Genomic DNA, 16,975 nt, shown 5'->3' with positions numbered 1-16,975 from the left:
CACAGCACTCACGCGTCCCACCGGACCCGCGGGGCTCCTCGGCCCACGAGGAGCCCCGCCCCGCGTTTCACTGCTCCACGTTCACCGTGATGGTCTTCGGCCTCTGGTACTCGGTCAGTGCCAGAACGCTCATGTCCGTACCGTGCCCCGACTCCTTGCGCCCGCCGTGCGGCAGCTCGGCCGTCTGTTCCAGATGGCAGTTCACCCACACCTCACCCGCGTCCAGACCACGGGCCAGCCGCAGCGCGGACGAGGACGCCTCGCCCCAGACGCTCGCCGCCAGGGCGTGCGGCACACTGTTCGCCGCCCGCAGCAGTTCCTCGACGGTATCGACCGCCTGCACCGTGAGCACGGGGCCGAAGACCTCCTCCACCACGGCCGGGTCCGCCTGCGGCAGGTCGGCCAGGACCATCCCGGGCCGCCAGTAGCCGTCCTTCTCCTCAGCGGCCAGGGCCAGTTCACCGCCGTACCGGATACCGGCGGCACTGGAGCCCACGATCCCGTCGAAGCGTGCCGCCTGGTCGGCGTTGTTCAAGGGCCCGAAGTCCGCCCCCGCCCGCCTGGCTGTCATCTCCTCGGCCAGCCTTTCGACCGTGCGCCCGTACGACTCCCGCAACGTCAGCACCCGGGCGGGAGAGGCACAGCTCTGCCCCGCGTTGTAGGTGGCCGCGGCGACGAGCCGCGCATAGGTGTGCGCGGGAGCATCGGGAAGGACCAGCGCAGGACAGTTCCCGCCGAGTTCCAGACTGACCCGGCGCAGCCCTGCCCGGCGCAGCACGTCCAGGCCGCCGACGCGGCTGCCGGTGAAAGCAATGCCGTCCACACCGGTGTGCCCGACGACGAGGCGGCCGGTCTCACGGTCACCGGGAACCGTCTGCAGCACCCCGCGCCCCAGAACCTCCTCGGCGTGCCGGGCGAGGAGCAGAGCACTGTCCGGGGTGGTCTCGGCCGGCTTCAGCAGCACCGCATTGCCGGCCGCGAGTGCCGGGGCGAAGCGCCATGCCGCCATCAGAAGCGGGTAGTTCCAGGGCACGATCGCAGCAACGACACCGAGCGGCTCCCAACGCACCCAGCTCTCCCGGCCGGGCAGACGCGCACCGCTGCCGGGGCTGAAGTCGGCACGGACCGCGCCCGCGTAGAAACGGACGAGATCGACACACTGCTCCACCTCACCCCGGGCCTCGGACTCCGGCTTCCCCGTTCCGGCCCGCTCGGCCTGCACGTACTCGTCGATGGCCTCCTCGACGACCGCCGCGAGACGCAGCAGCCTGCGGGACCGCTCCCCCGTCGTCAGGCCGGACCACCCCGGGGCAGCAGCCCGCGCGGCCATGACCGCCGCACCGACACCGGACGCGTCGGCGGCTGCGACCGCAGAACGGATACGGCCGGTCCTGGGATCCCTGAGATCAACATGTGCCCGGGGCAACGCATCGTCTTCCTTTTCCTTGGCGGCGTCGAAGGACGAGCTCTGAGTCATGCCCCTCGCGATACCCCGCCTCCACTCCCCCACCCTGCGCACCTTCGGCTCTGTCCGAAACCGGTCCCCGAACGACCGGGAGCAGCGAACAGCGAACGCCGCATCACTGTCGACGGACAGACCCACTACACCCCGCTCCCCGTCGAGGAACTCGACTGCCGGGGGTTGATAGTGCCTCAAGTACGGCTGGATGCTGGGCCGACTACATCGGGCAGGCCGCCCGCTTCCTGCAGCAGCGATTCGGCGGCAGTTCGGGCTGTCCCGCGTCCGTATGCGCGAGCAGGCCCACGCCGGATTCCTCCCCGGAGTCACCAAGTCGTCCTGGTGATTGTCCCGCCCTCTCAGCGGATGTGCTGTCGGCCGTGACTCGGCGGAGTCACGGCCGACGGTGTGCCGGAAGCCACCCTGTGGACGCCCCAATGCGGCCGTCGCGGGGGCTCTCCCGTGCGGCTTGTGTCAATACACGCGGTGGTCTTCCAGAGGAGCCGCCCTCAGTTCCTCGTCGGTTGTGTGGGGCAGATGCGGGGTGTGGTTGACCAGTCGGGCCGAGTTGCCGACGACGGCGATGCTGCTGGTGTTGTGGAGCAGGGCCGCGAGGACGGGGTTCATGGATCCGCCCGCGCCGGCGAGCAGGCCGGCGAGGTTGACGCCGATCGCGAGGCCGTAGTTCTGCCGTACGACGCGCAGGGTGTGCCGGCTGAGTTCGACGACGGCGGCGACCTGGCGCAGGTCGTTGCCGGCCAGGGCGATGTCGGCGGTCTCCAGGGCCACGTGCGAGGAGTGTTCGCCCATGCTGATGCCGATGTCGGCCAGGGCGAGGGCGGGTGCGTCGTTGGTGCCGTCGCCGACCATGGCGACGGTGTGCCCTTCGTTCTGGAGGTCGCGGATCAGCTGGAGTTTGCCCTCGGGGAGGGCGTGGGCGTGGACTTCGGTGATGCCGAGGGTGTCGGCGACGACCTGTGCGGTCTCGGGTGCGTCACCGGTGAGCAGCGCCAGGCGGGAGACGCCGAGGTCTCGCAGCTGCTGGATGACGATCCCGGCCCCGGAGCGTACGGCGTCGGAGACCCCGAGCAGGCCGATCAGGTCCTCGTCGTGGGCGAGACAGATGACGGTCTTGCCACCCCGTCGGAGCTGTTCGGTCCAGTCCTGGGCCTCGTCGGTCAGTTCGACGCCGTTCTGGCGGAGCAGCGCGGGGCTGCCGACCAGCAGCCGGGTGCCGTCGAGTTCGGCGCGCATGCCCATGCCGAGGACGACCTCGCAGGCTTGGTGGATGGGCACGTGCAAATGCTGTTCCTCGGTGCGGGCGACGATGGCCTGGGCGAGCGGGTGCCGGGCGTGCAGCTCTCCGGATGCGGCCAGGCTCAGCACCTGGTCGGCGGTGTAGGCATCGTTGAGGGTCACCACGCTGGTGACCAGGGGGCGCCCGAAGGTGAGCGTGCCGGTCTTGTCGAACACGACGGCCGTGACCCGGCCGATGCCCTCCAGGTGGGTGCCGCCCTTGATGAGGGTGCCGCGGCGCGCTCCGTTGCCGATGGCGGCGCTGATGGCCGTCGGCGTGGCCAGGCCGGCCGCGCAGGGGCAGGCGATCAGCAACATGGTCATCGCACGGCGCGCGTCGCGGGTGAACACGTAGGTCAGCGCGGCCAGGGCGAAGGAGACGGGGACGAAGCGCCGGGTGAAGCGAGCGGCCACGGTCTGGATCGGCGCCCGGTCGGACTGGGCCTCCTCGACCCGGCTGATGATCCGGCCGACCGTGGTGTCCCGGCCGACCGAGGTGGCGCGGACCGTGAGCGAACCGGAGGTGACGATCGTCCCGGCGTAGACGTGTGTGCCGGCCCGGGCATAGACGGGCAGGGCCTCACCGGTGATCGCGGCCTGGTCCACCAGGGCCTCTCCGGAGTCGACGTGTCCGTCGACCGGGATGCGGTGGTGTTCGTATACGGCGACGACGTCCCCGGGCCCGACGTCCTCGAGCGCCACCTCGACCTCGACGCCCCCGTCCCGTACGAGCCAGACCCTCTGCTCGCCGATGGTGAGCAGTTCCTCGATGGCACGCCGGGTACGACGCAGGGTCAGGGTCTGGAGAAACTCACCGATGTTCAGCAACCAGAGCACGGTGAGGGCCACGACGTTCTCACGCAGCACCAACGAGATGACCGTCGCCGCCGTGACCAGGGCGTCCGTCCCGGGAGAACTGTGGCCGCGCAGTGAGCGCAGCGCACCCCGGAAGAAGGGCAGACCGGTGAATACCGTAACCACCCCGAGGAACCCGGAGGAACCGAAGGTGATCCGGGGCCGGCGCAGCAGGCGGCGCACAGCCACCAGCGCGAGGACCGCGCCTCCGACGACCAGACGGGCGACCTCGCCGGTGGAGGAGTCGGGCGTGGAGCGGGTGGGTCTGGCGGGCGCGGACGCGGGCGGGGCCTCCTCCAGCGCGGCAACCAGCCGGTCGATGTCCAGCCGGTCCGGCGCCATCCAGATCACGACGCTCCCCGTACGCGGGAAGATCCGCAGGGCTCGGAACCCGCTGATGCCGGTCAGCCGATCGTCGACCAGTCCCGCGCTGCCCGGTCGGGCCCGTACCCAGGGAACGGTCAGACGAGCCCGGCCTGCGGCGACCGAGCACACGACCACGCCGGACATGATCAGTGCTCGTGTCCGTGATCGTTGTCGTCGACGCTGACCGCCGACGGGGGCGGTGCCTCCTCGCCCAGTGTGGTCCTGGCTTCCGCGATCATGTCACCGGCCTGGAGCCGGGCCTCTTCGGCTGCCGAGGCGAGCCAGCGGCCGACGACGATGCCGTTCGCGATACCTCCGACGAGGGCCTTGCGGACCGCGGGTGTGCCGTCGGGGAGGCGCTTGGAGACCCCTCGGATGATCAGGCCGCCCAGGACTCCGGAGATGGCGTAGTGGGCAAGGCGCCCGGCTGCGGAACCGGCGAGAGCGAGGGGATGCATGAAGGGCTCCTTCCGTCTCTGCCGAATGGCCCCCGTCGAATGACGGACCCCCTTCGAGTCTGCGCCCGTGCCGCGCGCCGGGGCGAACCGAGACGGGCGGCGACGGGCAGCGACGAAGCAGTGTCGGGCGGCGACGAGCGTGCAGTCAGACCCGCGTTGCGGGCTTCTCCGGTGCGGGTGGTGCAGGGCGCACGGCCCGGGGCGTTCGCCCTGCCCGACCCCTGTCCCGCCTCATGGTCGCCAGGCGGCACGCGAGGTAGATCACGAAGGAGATCGTCGTGACATACGGGCTGATGGGGACCGCACTGCCGAGAGCGAGCAGAATCCCTCCCTCCATCGAGACCAGTGCGAAGACGACGCTCAACATGGGGAGCAGGACGGTGGAGGCCGTGACCCGCGCGGCGGCCGCCGCTGGCGTGACGAGGAGCGAGAGCACCAGCAGCGCTCCGACGATCTGTACGCACAGAGCGACGGCCAACCCGAAGACCAGCATGAATGCCAAGGACAGCGCGCGTATGGGGACGCCGCGTGCCTCGGCCACCTCCGGATCGACGCTGGCGAAGGTCAGCGGTTTCCAGACGATCGCGAGAGCGATGAGCACCACCACGGACGTGCCGATGAGCCACGACATCTGCGGGGTGTCGACGGCGATGATCTGGCCGGTCAGAATGCCGAACTTGTTCGCCGCGCGCCCCTTGTAGAGCGGCAGGCAGAGCACGCCCAGCCCCTGAGACTGTGGTTGTCGTCCTGTTGCGCCCGGGCGATGAACTCGGTCAGCGACAGTGGGGCGGGGCCGTCGGCGGGGAGTGGCTCGACAACTCCGTCGCCCGGACCGTGATCAATCGACTGCAGGCCGCCTGAGCCGAGTGAGGTTCCGTGCACCATACGTAGTCCGATGCCGATCAAGCGCCACCCGCTACACTGTCCGACGGTGGCTGACCCCACAGGTCGGGCGCCGCGCTGTCGATCAACGGTTTTAGACACGTTTTCCGATAGATCCCCGCCTTCGTAGCTCAGGGGATAGAGCACCGCTCTCCTAAAGCGGGTGTCGCAGGTTCGAATCCTGCCGGGGGCACAAGCGAAAAGGCCACCCCTCAACGTTGAGGGGTGGCCTTTGACATCCACGGATGACATCAACGGCGGCGGTCACTGACGACCGGGACGCCTCCTGAGCAGCCGGTCCATGTGGCTCATGACCTCGCGCTGCGTGTCCTGGACGACATGGGTGTAGACGTCCATGGTGATGCTGATCTGGGAATGCCCAAGGATCTCCATCACGACGCGGGGCGCGACTCCGGCCGCCGTGAGGAGGGTGGCGGTGCCGTGCCGGGCATCATGCAGCCGGATCACGCGAAGGCCGGCGGACTCTGCGACGCGGGTGAAGGAGCGGTAGACGTTCCGCGGCTCGACCTGCGGCCGGTGCGGGTGGTGAAGACGTAGCCGGATTCCTGCCACTGCTCCCCTGCCTTGGCACGAGCAGCTGCCTGCCGCCTCCTCCCGACAGGCGGAGGACAGCGCCGACCTCAGGACGCGGTGAGACTCCCTGGCGGTTGCCGCAGTGATCTCCTTCTCCAGGCGGACGAGGAAGCGGCGTACGTCAGCGACACCGAGGGATTCGAGCCACTTGGAACCGGTCAACGGCATCAGGTACAGCCGAACATGCGCCTCGTACTTGTCGTACGCACTGAGCTTCCGCCGAAGCTTGATGACGTTGTCCAGCCAGTACGGCAGCCAGCCGCGATCAGGCTCCTGGACGCCTTGGACGGCAACGGCCCCCACGTACGAAGCCACGACAGCAAGCACCTCACCCCAGCGGGATAAAACTTTCTCTACTTCATCAAGGTGCCCGCGCAAAGCGCGGGCTGGCCCCTTGGGTCTGGCCCTCAGCGCCTTCGGCGCCAGGGCCGGACCCAGTGGCCGCAGCAATCACTACGACCTTGAGGCGAGAACCAATCCGCGGGTGAAGGACATGCCTCCGGCAACAAGGTCATCTCGGAATCCCAGGTGATCGATGCATCTGGTATCCCGTTGGAGTGTGGTCACCAGCGTCACGACCGGCGAATTCCCGGACCGTTCTTGCAGCGAGGTGTCAAGCCCGCTGCCTCTCCCGACATCAGCGCCTGACACCAACAAGCGCGAACCGCATCGGTCAACACCGAACCTCAGCGGCTCGCCAGCAGGCGCCCTGAGCGGGTTAAACGAGGCCGCAGAACTCCCGTGATCGGCCTGATAAGGATGAGGCTCGAACCTGTCCCAGGCGGGGTGCCGCCCTCAACCGATGGGCGGCGCCTCGTCGGCTTGACTCGGCCATTGAGGCTCCCCCGACCTCACTGTCCGCTGCTGCGTCACGACCGATGCAAGGTCCGATTACTGCGCAGCGGTATGAAGTCCCAGTCCAGCCTCTGCTGCTCGTCAACTACCGGCGTGTAGCCGTTGAGGGGCTGGGAGGTCTCGAGAGACGTGGCGATAGCCTCCATGAGCAGCGGCAGGGACGTCCACATCTCGTGTGATACGCGCATAATGCCTTCCACAACTTCGGCTTCGTGGACGCGCCCCCGGTCGATCTCGGGACGGTGGTCCAGTACGAGGCAACCCCCGCCGACGTCCCGCGCGATGGGGATCAACTGCGGATGTCCGTACAGGACGCGGCTGGCCCCGATCTTCATGAAGTCGTAGTCCACCTCCTCTCCTTCCTCATCCGCCGTGCGCTTGTCGTAGAAGCCGGTGAAAAGTTGCCACGCGGCCGCTATCTCGCGTGCACTCATCGGTCTGTAGAACCCTGGCAGCAGCGAGCCCCGTTGATCGAGGAGACCGTCGTGCCGCAGTAGCGACATCACCAAGGGCCTCAGTATTGGCCGACCGATGACGCGTTCGGTCGCGGCGATGTCCGCCGGATCCGCGGGCGGCGCCAGCGCGGCGTAGGTCGCCGGGGCGTGCTCGGCCAGCCAGTTCTCGATTCGCGTCCACGACTCACTGATCGGTGCGGTCATGGCACGGCATCCTGCCACCTGGTGCTGACAACCCCCGGGGAACAGCCAGACGGTGGCCGCGACCCCGATACATCCGACTGGGGCCGTCTCTGGGCCGTGCGATGGGACTCAACGATGGCAGGCGACGACAGCCGCCGACCGCTAACCCGCAGGCCAGAAGGGCGACAGCTGGAGTGCGTGCAGGTCAGGAAGGTACCGCGTCACTTCTTCGGCCACCAAGTGAGTGTCTGACTGCGTGACAACGCCGACGAACAGCCGCAGGCAAACGCGGACGTCTGCGGACCGTCGTAGCAGGTGAGAGGCGCGCCAACCCAAGGCCAAGGGCCCGCCCAAGTTCCTTCGGGACGAAGAGGTCCACGCCCCATCCTCCACGACGGCTGCCAAGCGTTGCCAAGCTTGTGTCTAGCGTGACCGTTCAGGAGCAAGTGCAGGACCAGGCGTAGGCGATGAATAGGGCGGCCACGGCAAATGTGGCGGCCGCCACGCCAGCCAGTCGCCCGCGCCGCCCTGGCCTGGCGGGACGAAGCAGCTCCCAGCCGCCATAGCCGAGGAAGGCCAGCAAGGCACCACCTACACCCCCGGTGACAAGCGGACTGCGCTCCCATCCCCAGACAAATGCCAGAGCCAGACCCGCCAGAGCCAGGCAGGCAACCACCGTCAGCACTACCTCTCCGGCGAGCTCTCCCAGAAGTTCTTTCAAGAACGAGCCAACGCCGCGGATGACACGACGCCGCGCTGCAGGAACAGCCACACGCCCCCCAGAGGCAGTCTCGAATGACCGGACTCTACGAAATCGCGACGCGTCGGGGAAGAGCGATCAACGCCATCTGTTCAGTAGCGGAGTACCGCAACCACAGCGTCCAAGCACGAAGGCTGGCGATCAAATGTCCGATCCACTCTGAGCTACGGATCCGAAGGCTTCTGACATCCACGGCTGACATCAACGACGCCGGACGAGAGCGTACGCCAGCATCCCTGTCCGGCCGTCGCGCCGGTCGACGGCAGCAGCCGGAGCGGGCTCGGATCGAACTCCTGCCGGGGGCACCAGCGCAAAGGCCCCGGACCGATCACGTCCGGGGCCTTTGACATCTACTTTTGACATCAACGGGGGCGGTCACTCACGGCCGGGGGTCCCTCTTGAGCGGCCGGTCCATGTGGCTGATGGCCTCGCGCTGCGTGTCGTGGACGACGTGCGTGTAGACGTCCATGGTGATGCTGATCTGGCTGTGTCCGAGGATTTCCATCACGACGCGGGGCGCGACCTCGGCCGCGGTGAGGGGCCCACACCGACGGCGATCACGGAGCCAAACTGAGCTGTGTGATGATGCACGGAAGATGACCAGCCCTGGGGAGGGGCCGGGTGCGTGGGAAGGGCGGGGCCCATCGTGGGCAAGGGCGGGGAGCCCATACCGGACGAAGAGTGGGAGCGCTTCCTTCGTGAAGCCGAGGCGGGGACCAAGGGCGCGCCCGAGGAGCCGTCGGCGCGGGCCCGGATGGTGGCACGGCGGTTACGGGAGGAGACCGACCGACCGGAGCCGTGGCGGAGTCACCAACCGGCCCGGCGGCAAGGAGGTAAAGGCTGGTACGCGATCGGTCTGCTGGTTGCGGTCGCCTTGCTGATCGTGGCGCTGGATACAGGGCGGGTGGCTGGATGGTTCGGAGGCGGAGGCGGAGGCGGCGAGAGTGCGCCGCTCGCCGTGGAGTCGAAACGTCCGGATCAACCGCCGCCGACAGAAGCGGCAGCCCAACGTCCGACCATGGAGCAGCCGTTCACGGGGTCGCCCGCTGCGCAGTGGGGTGACGGGACGGCTGGGATCGGCCTGCCTGAGGCACGCGCGACAGGCTGGATGAGCAAGGGGCAGGTCGCGCAGGCACTCAAGAAGACCCGGGACTTCCTCACCGCGTCCAGTCTGGATCCTGGTGTGCTGCGCGGGGAACAGCCGAGGAATGCGATTGCGTTACTCAATCCTCATCAGCAGGATGTCCAGGACTACCTGACGACCGCGTTCCGTGCGCCCAGTCAGAAGAACGATCCTCTCCTGTTGTTCAGCCGGTTCGAGAAGACGAAGGTCCGGCTTGTCGGGGATGTGGTCAAGACACGAGGGCGGATCACGTACCAAGAAGGTAAGCGCGGTGCGGTCGAGGTGACCACCGATGTCACGTACGTATATCCGGTCGTGCGCGCTGCAGCGGGAAGCGACGAAGTCGCGCGCACAATCGTGCGCCGTGAGGTCGTGATGAGTTGGGACGACCCGGCGAAGGTCGTCGTCGAGCCGGGTACGTTCTCCCTCGTCTCCTACAAGATGGACACCACCAACTGCGGCTGCGATACCTTCACCGGCTACCTCACCCCCAAGTTCAGCGCAGAGCGCGCGGCCTCGCGCCCGGGAGACGGCCCCGAGGTCGACCCGTACGACCGGAGCACGTCGATGGAAACGCGCATGCGGAAGGCCGGCGATGCGGGGTGCGGGACTGCCACACGGTCGTGAGCAGCATTTGCAGGGAATCAGAACTGCATGGTCGGGAGCGTCAAGCGTCGCGGGTCGGTGAGTGTCTAACTGCATGACAACACCTACGCACGCCCGCGAACAAGGGTGGCGCCTGCGGACCATCGCACCAGCTAATACTCCAGTGTGACTTCGTAGTTCCACGTCGCGTCGCGCGTGTGACGGCTACTGGGCGGTGCCCTGCCCGATCGCACGGAGGACATCGGCGAGCCAGACCAGGCGGTGGCCCACGGCCCGGTTCGGATCGGCAAGGAGGTCCTCAAGGTGCTGCCATGACTCGGAGAGCTGCCCGATTGTGATCGTCTCGGTTCATTGGGGACGTCGTAGAGTTCGTCGCCCGGAACGGACCAGAAGTACTCGTGTTCGAGCGCCACCGCGCTGCCGGCTGACGCTTCGATGTGTTGCAGTGCCAGCTCGAAGGCGTGCCGAAGCTGGTCAAGCGGGATCCGCAGAGGTTCGCTGTCCATGTGCCTATTTTGTCGATCAGGGGCCGACTGACCGAAGCAAGGAGTTCGGCACTGCCCAGGACCCGGCCTGGAGCGAGAACGGCCACCGCGTGATCATCGGGGGTTGTGTGGACTCCTGAAGAGCGTGCGGTGGCCGCGAGCCATAGCGTAGAGCCTGTCCGGTGGCAGGCGTTGTTCGACCAGGCCATGGCTCGGATCGCGGGCCGGTTCCGACGGGTGGAACCGCGGGCAACCGCCCGCGCGTATCTGCTCGGACTGCTTTCGGCGTCGAGCGGAAGAACTGCTGGCAGCTGGCCGAGCAGGCCGGTCACGTCCGGCCAGGGCCGATGCAGCGGCTGCTGCGTTACGCGCGGTGGGACGCCGATGCCGTCCGCGACGACCTTCGTGACTACGCCGTCGACCACCTCGGCGGCGATGGTGGCGTGCTGATCGTGGACGAGACCGGCTTCGTGAAGAAGGGCAGGGCTTCGGCGGGCGTGCAGCGGCAGTACACCGGCACCGCCGGACGCATCGAGAACTCCCAGGTCGGGGTGTTCCTCGCCTATGCCACCGGTCGGGGCCGGACGCTGATTGACCGTCGGCTTTACCTGCCTGAGCACTCCTGGTGCACCGATTCCGAGCGCCGCCAGGCAGCCGGGATACCCGACGAGACCGAGTTCGCGACCAAACCCCGCCTGGCCTGGGAAATGATCACCGCCGCATTGGATGCCGGGGTGGAAGCACCGTGGGTGACGGGCGACGAAGCCTACGGGCAGGACCCGCAGCTTCGTGCCGTCCTGGAAGCACGCGAGACCGGGTACGTGCTGGCCGTCGCCTGCTCCGTCCGGGTCCGGATCAACTCCGGCCGTACGCCGATTCGTGCGGACACGGTCGCCAGCCGCTTGCCCGCCGCGGCCTGGCACCGGCAAAGCGCCGGCCACGGCGCGAAGGGCCCGCGCTACTACGACTGGGCCTGGATCCACACCGGCACCGGCGAACACCGCCATCTGCTGATCCGCCGCAACCCCGCCACCGGGGAACTCGCCTTCTACCTGTGCTGGTCACCCACCGCAGTACCGCTGGCCGAACTCGTCCGCGTGGCCGGCAGCCGCTGGAGCTTCGAAGAGTGCTTCCAGGCCGCGCCAGGTCGGCCTGGATCACTACCAGGTGAGGTACTGGACCTCATGGCATCGGCACGTCACGCTCGCCATGCTTGCGCTGGTCATACTGGCCGCCGATGCAGCCCCCGACCGGCCAGCCGAACCGCATCACCGCAACTGGGGTAGCAACCCAATATCGCTGACCGTTCCGGAGATCCGTCACCTCTTCACCGCCATCCTCAACCCACCAGTAGTGTCCCCGGCCAGACTGCTGCACTGGTCGAGCTGGCGCAGACGCCACCAGGCAACAGCCCGGCACAGCCACTACCGACGACGCTCAGCCCACGAAACCAGCGGATAGATCACGAAACCGCACTGGAGTATTAGGGGCAGGTGAGTCCGGTGGGCGTCGCGGTTGCCCAGCTCAGCGGCATGTACCGGTGGGTGTCGGGTGCGCGACAGGTGTCGCGGACCACCGCGGGGGTGGCGGATTGATGCTGTCTCCGAGAGCCTGCTGGCGCATCTGGCCGGCGACTACTCGTCTATCGGGTCAAAAACCGTGTCCAATATGCAGAAGGGCTCGGTGCCGTGAACCGACCGGGCTCGACACACTCGACACGGCTCCCGGTACAGGCCTGGTTCGGGAAGTCGGCCCTTCCCGAACGCAGAGGTGTCGTTGACAGACACGGGCCTCGGCCTAGGCTCCGGCAGGTGTTACTCGACTTCCTCGAAGTTGTAGCTGTAGCTATTGCTGCCGATCTTGATCTGCACGGTCCGGTAGCCCGGCTCGCCGTTCTTGGCGTGCTCGCCCCAGTACTGGCACGTGAAGCCGGTGTCGGCCCCGTAGTCGAACGCCTTCGCGGCGGGGAGTTTGTCGCAGGCGACCTTGCTCGCGTCGGTGCGCCCGGACTCGGCGCCGTACTTCTCGTTAATCATCTGGTAGACGAGCTTGTCGACCAGGAGCGCCTTCTTGGGCTCCTTGGTGTACGAGATGATGCTGCTGCCCGCTGTGTAGCTGTCGCTGATCTTGACGTCGTAGGGGATCTCGGCCCCCGCGTACGTCACCACGCACTGGCTGACCGCACCGGCCTTCTGGGTCACTCCGGCGGGGCACTTGGCACTGGTCTCACCGACGACCTTGGCGGTGCTGAGTACGTCCTCGCGCAGCGCGTGCTCCACCTTCTTCACGAAGGGAGCGCCGAGATCGGGGGCCGGGGTGACCCGGAGCTTGTCGCCGCCACGCATGTGCACGTCCGGCTGAGGGCCGGTAATGGCGACCGGCAGGGCCTTCGCCGCGTCGTCCGTGCCGCCGCCCTGGGCGGTTTCCGAAGTGCCGCAGCCCGCGCTGAGCAGGGTCACCGCGGCCACGCTTGTCAGAATTCTGGGGAATCGCATAGAGAGGAGCGTAAGTACCCCCGATCGGCGGGCCGTTCCCGGGGTCCGGCACCGTTCCACGCCCGCTGCCCTCGCGAGCGAACGTGCCGAGTCCGTGCCGACATTGACGCCCTGAACCACGCCCGCTCCACGGTGTGTGGGTCGAAGGCGGACAGGATGGGAGCTGGGGTAAGTGGTGGGTTGAGGGAGGAACGCCGTTGTTCAGGACGGCAATTGAGACTCCGTTGGCCCCATCGCTACCATGCGTTCGTGGCTGGAGATCTCGGTTTCATGCTGGTTTGGGGCGTCATCACCATCGGCGGTGGAGGGGTAGTGGCTACCAACTTCCGTGGAGCCGCAGCAGCGTTCCATGAGTTGATCCCCGAGTGCAGGCGATGGCCTCGCACCGTGCCAGGTCTGAGGAAGGCCGCCGGAGCCTGGGCGGCCCTGGGAGCGATTGTGGTTACCGTTGTGTTCATTGACTGACCGCGCTCATGACGGAGCGGTGCTTGTTCTGGTCAGCCTCTGGGTCATCTACCGCGGGATGCCTCACCGGAGCGACAAGACCACCGAGTCACCGTAGGAGTACAGCAGCGCTGTACCGCAACCCCAGCAACCGCCCCCGTCCGCTACCGTCTCTCTGGGGCCTCGCAGCGGCCGGAATGGCCGTCGCTGACCGATCTCGCCAGAGCTACGGATCAGAAGGCGCTGCCCTCGGCCCTGTGCACGTCGAGGGCAGCAGGACCCCGCGTGGCGAAATAACGCTCTCTACAGCTCCGGAGTGGCTCTGTACCGTGCGATTCGCACACATGTGGCTTTGTTCAGTTCCAGCAGCAGCGTTTGTCTGCGGGTTCGGGCGGCAGTTGATGATCTCAGGGGTCGTGGATGTCGACGAGAAATGACGTCAGCTGGGGAACGGAGTGTTTGACTGGCCTGTATGTCATCGACTCTTGGCGTGCCCCGGCCTGATCAGGCTTCCTACATGCTGCGGGCTGCCGCCGGCGATGCCGGCCGTGCGTACAAGCAGCAGTTGCTGGACCTGTTGGATCTCCAGGCGGGCCACACCGTCCTGGACGTGGGATGCGGCCCGGGCACAGATCTGCCAGCGCTGGCGGAACGTGTCGGGGACAGGGGCACAGTGATCGGCGTCGACACTGACCCGGCCATGCTTGCCCGGGCTCGCGAACGCACGAACGATCTGCACCGGGTGGAGATCCGTGAAGGGGACGTGCACGCTCTCCCCGTCGAGTCGGGCACGGTGGACCGGGCCAAGATTGACCGAGTCCTCATGCATGTTGCCGAACCTGCGGATGCTCTTGCGCAGCTCCATCGTGCAACTCGGCCAGGCGCGCGAATCGGCCTTGCCGAACCCGATTGGGACACCCTGATCGTTGACGCTGAGGATCTTGATACGAGCCGCGCTTTCACCCGCTATACCACTGCAGAAGTGGTCCGCCATGCGACCATCGGACGCAGTCTTGCGCGTTTCGCCGAACAGGCAGGCTTCTGCGTGGAAGGCGCATTCGCCACGACACCGGTCTTCCGTGACTTCCAAGAGGCGGACCACACTCTGGGCCTCGGCCGCAACATGCAGAAAGCCATCAACGAGGGCCGCATCGGCCGAGATCGCGGCCATCGCTGGTTCGCCGGCCTCTCCCAGGGGCCGTTCTACGCGTCGTTCACTCTCGTCAGCGTGATCTGCTCCCGCTGATTCAGCCTGCCTTGGCGGGTGCTTCGGCTCGTGCTCGGGTGCTGGCCAAGCGGTAGGAGTCGGTGCCGGTCTCGATGATGGTGCCGTTGAAGGTGAGGAGGCATCCCTGTTGGAGCGTCCCGACGTCCACTTCTCGCGGGGCCCGCATCCGGTCCCCCCTGGACCCGGCGTCATGGGCAGTGCTGGAACGCTGCCTGGCTCACCGCGAAGCCCAGCGGACCGAAAATCCCCGCGTGATGGTCACTCGCCAGACGAAGTCCGGCCGGGGACCGGCATCCACCGCCTATCCCAGCCACGTTCTGGATGCCTGCGGCTTCCCCGCGCGTGATCCGCTGCACTCGCCTGCTCGACCTAACCACCATGGACCCCAAACTCGTCGCCACCGCGTTCGGCATGGACCCCGAAGCCACCGTGATCTACCCCGCCGACCGCGTCGATCCCGGCCGCCTGCCCGGTCCGGAATCACGGTGACGGCGGGGGACATGCTGACCTACTGTTCAGCGGATGAGCACTCACGACGCTGGCGACGAATGAGCGTCTCTATATCTGGGGGCGGAACTTGTTCCAGCGACAGCAGGAACCCGTCCTTGGGGCAGGAAGCGCTCTTGGTGCTGCGGCCCGGAAGATGGGGCGGTCACCAGAGATCGACGAGGCCCTGATCCTGGCAGAACGTGAAGACCAGTGGCCGCGGGGCCGCGAAGTCTTCGATCGAATCCGGCGACGGAGCCTGAGTTGGAAGCTGCGGACGCGTCCGAAAGGCGGCTGAGGTTCACCCTCTGCCCAGTTGGGGGTAAGGCGCTGTCCTGTTGGAGTGGTGCATCCGTAGGATCACGTCATGACTGCTGATGCCACGCTCACCCGAGAGTCGTTCCGGCGCCTCCATCCGATTAACGCGCCCATGCCGGTGCCTCAGTTGCCCGATCGTGTCTGGTCTGACGAGGACTGGGACGGGATCCGGCGCGGATATCGGGCCCGGGGCATGGATGAGAAGTGGAACGTCTTCGTCGAAGGCGATGTCGTTTTCATGCACCGGAGTTGGACCGGTCGCGGCGTCTATGAGGTGTCCTTTGCCCCCGTTGCTGGTGGTGGGAGGAGGATCGCCTCTGCTGTGGTGGAGGCGGATGGGGAGCGCTATCGGAGCATGGGCGACGAGTACGACCGTCTGATGATGGAGCTGGTCATCAGCGCGATCGTCCTTGGTGAGCCAGCCGTCGACCTCCGGGCCGGACTCGTGGAGCTGACTGCTCGGGCTTCGGGGAAGAGTGATCTTCCCACGGGTGTGGTGGAGCACAGTGCTCTGGGATTGCGTTCTGGATCGTGAGCTCTGGAGCCAGGCGAGTGCTGTCACGGTCTCGGGTTATGCGACTGGATCACGCGTTGCAAGCGCAGGATCTCGCCGTGTGCCGCGGCCAGTCGTTGTTCGAGCTCTTGGACGCGCTCTCGGCGGGTGGTGCGCTCACGGCGGAGGGCTTCGGTAAGGGTATGAATCACGGTGCCGTCGTCAGCTGAGGGTGCCTGCGGGGGAGACTGGTTCTCGGTCCGTTGCTGACCGCGCAAGGTCTCGATGCTTTTGCGCAGGTCGGTGTGGGCATAAAAAAGTCCAAGCTGACGCCCGCTGCGCGGGCGACGGCCCGGAAGTTGATCTCCTTGCCCTCCTTGACCAGCCTTCGGATGCCCGCCTCCGCTCGTTGGACTGCCTGCTGGTGCTTGTCCTGTGCGGCCTGCCGCAGAGCGGCGATCCGCCGGTCAGCAGGAGGCACGGTCTCCGGGACTGCGTCGTTCGGCCGCTTGTTCATGAGCGTGATGCCCCTCTGCTGTCCGAGGAGTTGGTGGCGTCCTGGTAGCCGGTGGTGTCGTTGATGTAGTTGCGTTCGTCGGCCTCGCGGACCTCGCGCTGACGGGGCCGGTCGGCGGGGCGGAACATGCGGGCATGGCTGTCGGTGAGCGCCAGCCACCGCGCATCGTTCAGGGCTCCGGCGGCCTCGGTGCGGCAGTCGGTCATGACCCGGTAGAACAGCTCGATCGTCTGCAGGTTCTTATTGATCGTCCTCGGCTGGAGCCTGCCGCCAACCTCGGCTCGGCCCGGTGTCTCGCGCTGCCAGTTGTGCAGGAAGGTGCCGAAGTCCAGCGCGAGTGCGCGCAGACTCCGTTCGAAGCCGTCCGCCAAGGCGGGGTGGTCGATTCCGCGCTCGGTCACGAACGCGGCGAAGCGTGCCATGTTCACGCGGTGCTGCATCACTGTCGACCAGGTCAGCTGCCCGGATTCCATCTGCAGCCGTAGGTAGAACTTGGTCCCCTCCCGCAGCCAGGGAGGGGTGATGTCGCCCCAGCGGACGGCGGTGTTGGCGCGTGGTTCGTGTTCGCGCCGCGGGATGCCTGACTCCCATGGAGCCAGACCAATCATTTGATCACG

Annotated in this window: 10 protein-coding genes, 1 tRNA gene and 7 pseudogenes; 8 read left to right on the top strand and 10 right to left on the bottom strand. The window is 67.2% G+C overall.

The window, feature by feature from the left end:
* Window positions 1-67: 67 nt before the first annotated feature.
* Entirely contained in the window at window positions 68-1,477 is a 1,410-nt protein-coding gene (locus ACZ3IC_RS00685; RefSeq protein WP_467411238.1) for an aldehyde dehydrogenase family protein, read from the bottom strand.
* 244 nt (window positions 1,478-1,721) lie between these two features.
* On the opposite strand from ACZ3IC_RS00685, the pseudogene ACZ3IC_RS00680 reads away from it, so the two are divergent.
* Window positions 1,722-1,805, top strand: a pseudogene (locus tag ACZ3IC_RS00680) (30S ribosomal protein S14); the annotation flags it as partial.
* 128 nt (window positions 1,806-1,933) lie between these two features.
* Here the strand turns inward: ACZ3IC_RS00680 and ACZ3IC_RS00675 are convergent.
* The 3 genes and pseudogenes from ACZ3IC_RS00675 to ACZ3IC_RS00665 all read right to left on the bottom strand — a co-directional run.
* Complete coding sequence (locus ACZ3IC_RS00675; protein WP_467411237.1) at window positions 1,934-4,120, bottom strand: heavy metal translocating P-type ATPase; 2,187 nt, start codon at window positions 4,118-4,120, stop codon at window positions 1,934-1,936.
* A gap of 2 nt (window positions 4,121-4,122) precedes the next feature.
* Window positions 4,123-4,434, bottom strand: a complete 312-nt coding sequence (locus ACZ3IC_RS00670) for a DUF1490 family protein (protein WP_467411235.1) — start codon at window positions 4,432-4,434, stop codon at window positions 4,123-4,125.
* A gap of 145 nt (window positions 4,435-4,579) precedes the next feature.
* Window positions 4,580-5,173, bottom strand: a pseudogene (locus ACZ3IC_RS00665) (metal ABC transporter permease); the annotation flags it as partial.
* Between ACZ3IC_RS00665 and ACZ3IC_RS00660 the strand changes: the two are divergent.
* Together ACZ3IC_RS00660 and ACZ3IC_RS00655 are read left to right on the top strand one after the other, a co-directional pair.
* Window positions 5,170-5,295, top strand: coding sequence for a hypothetical protein (locus ACZ3IC_RS00660; protein WP_467411234.1), 126 nt, complete (start codon window positions 5,170-5,172; stop codon window positions 5,293-5,295). The pseudogene ACZ3IC_RS00665 and the gene ACZ3IC_RS00660 overlap by 4 nt on opposite strands.
* 141 nt (window positions 5,296-5,436) lie before the next feature.
* A tRNA-Arg gene (locus ACZ3IC_RS00655) sits at window positions 5,437-5,509 on the top strand.
* Window positions 5,510-5,580: 71 nt separating this feature from the next.
* Here ACZ3IC_RS00655 and ACZ3IC_RS00650 read toward each other — a convergent pair.
* Window positions 5,581-6,195, bottom strand: a pseudogene (locus tag ACZ3IC_RS00650) (tyrosine-type recombinase/integrase); the annotation flags it as partial.
* On the opposite strand from ACZ3IC_RS00650, the pseudogene ACZ3IC_RS00645 reads away from it, so the two are divergent.
* A pseudogene (locus tag ACZ3IC_RS00645) lies at window positions 6,172-6,255 on the top strand (NUDIX hydrolase); the annotation flags it as partial. The pseudogenes ACZ3IC_RS00650 and ACZ3IC_RS00645 overlap by 24 nt on opposite strands.
* 524 nt (window positions 6,256-6,779) lie before the next feature.
* On the opposite strand, the gene ACZ3IC_RS00640 reads toward ACZ3IC_RS00645, so the two are convergent.
* Both ACZ3IC_RS00640 and ACZ3IC_RS00635 read right to left on the bottom strand, forming a co-directional pair.
* Window positions 6,780-7,424, bottom strand: coding sequence for an SMI1/KNR4 family protein (locus tag ACZ3IC_RS00640; protein ID WP_467411233.1), 645 nt, complete (start codon window positions 7,422-7,424; stop codon window positions 6,780-6,782).
* A gap of 1,118 nt (window positions 7,425-8,542) precedes the next feature.
* Window positions 8,543-8,701: pseudogene (locus ACZ3IC_RS00635) on the bottom strand (site-specific integrase); the annotation flags it as partial.
* Between the two features lie 108 nt (window positions 8,702-8,809).
* Between ACZ3IC_RS00635 and ACZ3IC_RS00630 the strand changes: the two are divergent.
* Together ACZ3IC_RS00630 and ACZ3IC_RS00625 are read left to right on the top strand one after the other, a co-directional pair.
* Entirely contained in the window at window positions 8,810-9,913 is a 1,104-nt protein-coding gene (locus ACZ3IC_RS00630; protein WP_467412069.1) for a hypothetical protein, read from the top strand.
* 671 nt (window positions 9,914-10,584) lie between these two features.
* A pseudogene (locus tag ACZ3IC_RS00625) lies at window positions 10,585-11,838 on the top strand (IS701 family transposase).
* Between the two features lie 353 nt (window positions 11,839-12,191).
* Here ACZ3IC_RS00625 and ACZ3IC_RS00620 read toward each other — a convergent pair.
* Window positions 12,192-12,872: a hypothetical protein gene (locus tag ACZ3IC_RS00620; RefSeq protein WP_467411231.1), complete on the bottom strand. Its 681-nt coding sequence runs from the start codon at window positions 12,870-12,872 to the stop codon at window positions 12,192-12,194.
* Between the two features lie 961 nt (window positions 12,873-13,833).
* Here ACZ3IC_RS00620 and ACZ3IC_RS00615 point away from each other — a divergent pair.
* A complete protein-coding gene (locus ACZ3IC_RS00615) occupies window positions 13,834-14,562 on the top strand; it encodes a methyltransferase domain-containing protein (protein WP_467411230.1) in 729 nt (242 codons plus the stop codon).
* 1 nt (window position 14,563) lies between these two features.
* Here ACZ3IC_RS00615 and ACZ3IC_RS00610 read toward each other — a convergent pair.
* Window positions 14,564-14,659 (bottom strand): annotated as a pseudogene (locus tag ACZ3IC_RS00610) (ATPase); the annotation flags it as partial.
* A gap of 738 nt (window positions 14,660-15,397) precedes the next feature.
* Between ACZ3IC_RS00610 and ACZ3IC_RS00605 the strand changes: the two are divergent.
* Window positions 15,398-15,883, top strand: a complete 486-nt coding sequence (locus ACZ3IC_RS00605) for a hypothetical protein (protein WP_467411228.1) — start codon at window positions 15,398-15,400, stop codon at window positions 15,881-15,883.
* Between the two features lie 471 nt (window positions 15,884-16,354).
* Here ACZ3IC_RS00605 and ACZ3IC_RS00600 read toward each other — a convergent pair whose 3' ends face one another.
* Window positions 16,355-16,966: a hypothetical protein gene (locus tag ACZ3IC_RS00600; RefSeq protein ID WP_467411227.1), complete on the bottom strand. Its 612-nt coding sequence runs from the start codon at window positions 16,964-16,966 to the stop codon at window positions 16,355-16,357.
* Window positions 16,967-16,975: the final 9 nt, after the last annotated feature.

This window comes from Streptomyces sp. NPDC002958, assembly GCF_055563255.1.
Note: the sequence above shows the minus strand (reverse complement) of the source record. Positions and strands in the feature narration are given on the sequence as shown.

What these genes read in the sequence shown, in the direction of transcription:
- ACZ3IC_RS00675 (WP_467411237.1), bottom strand. Translation starts at nt 4,120, where the DNA reads ATGTCCGGCGTGGTCGTGTGCTCGGTCGCCGCAGGCCGGGCTCGTCTG.
- ACZ3IC_RS00615 (WP_467411230.1), top strand. Translation starts at nt 13,834, where the DNA reads ATGCTGCGGGCTGCCGCCGGCGATGCCGGCCGTGCGTACAAGCAGCAG.
- ACZ3IC_RS00670 (WP_467411235.1), bottom strand. Translation starts at nt 4,434, where the DNA reads ATGCATCCCCTCGCTCTCGCCGGTTCCGCAGCCGGGCGCCTTGCCCAC.
- ACZ3IC_RS00600 (WP_467411227.1), bottom strand. Translation starts at nt 16,966, where the DNA reads ATGATTGGTCTGGCTCCATGGGAGTCAGGCATCCCGCGGCGCGAACAC.
- ACZ3IC_RS00685 (WP_467411238.1), bottom strand. Translation starts at nt 1,477, where the DNA reads ATGACTCAGAGCTCGTCCTTCGACGCCGCCAAGGAAAAGGAAGACGAT.
- ACZ3IC_RS00605 (WP_467411228.1), top strand. Translation starts at nt 15,398, where the DNA reads ATGACTGCTGATGCCACGCTCACCCGAGAGTCGTTCCGGCGCCTCCAT.
- ACZ3IC_RS00640 (WP_467411233.1), bottom strand. Translation starts at nt 7,424, where the DNA reads ATGACCGCACCGATCAGTGAGTCGTGGACGCGAATCGAGAACTGGCTG.
- ACZ3IC_RS00620 (WP_467411231.1), bottom strand. Translation starts at nt 12,872, where the DNA reads ATGCGATTCCCCAGAATTCTGACAAGCGTGGCCGCGGTGACCCTGCTC.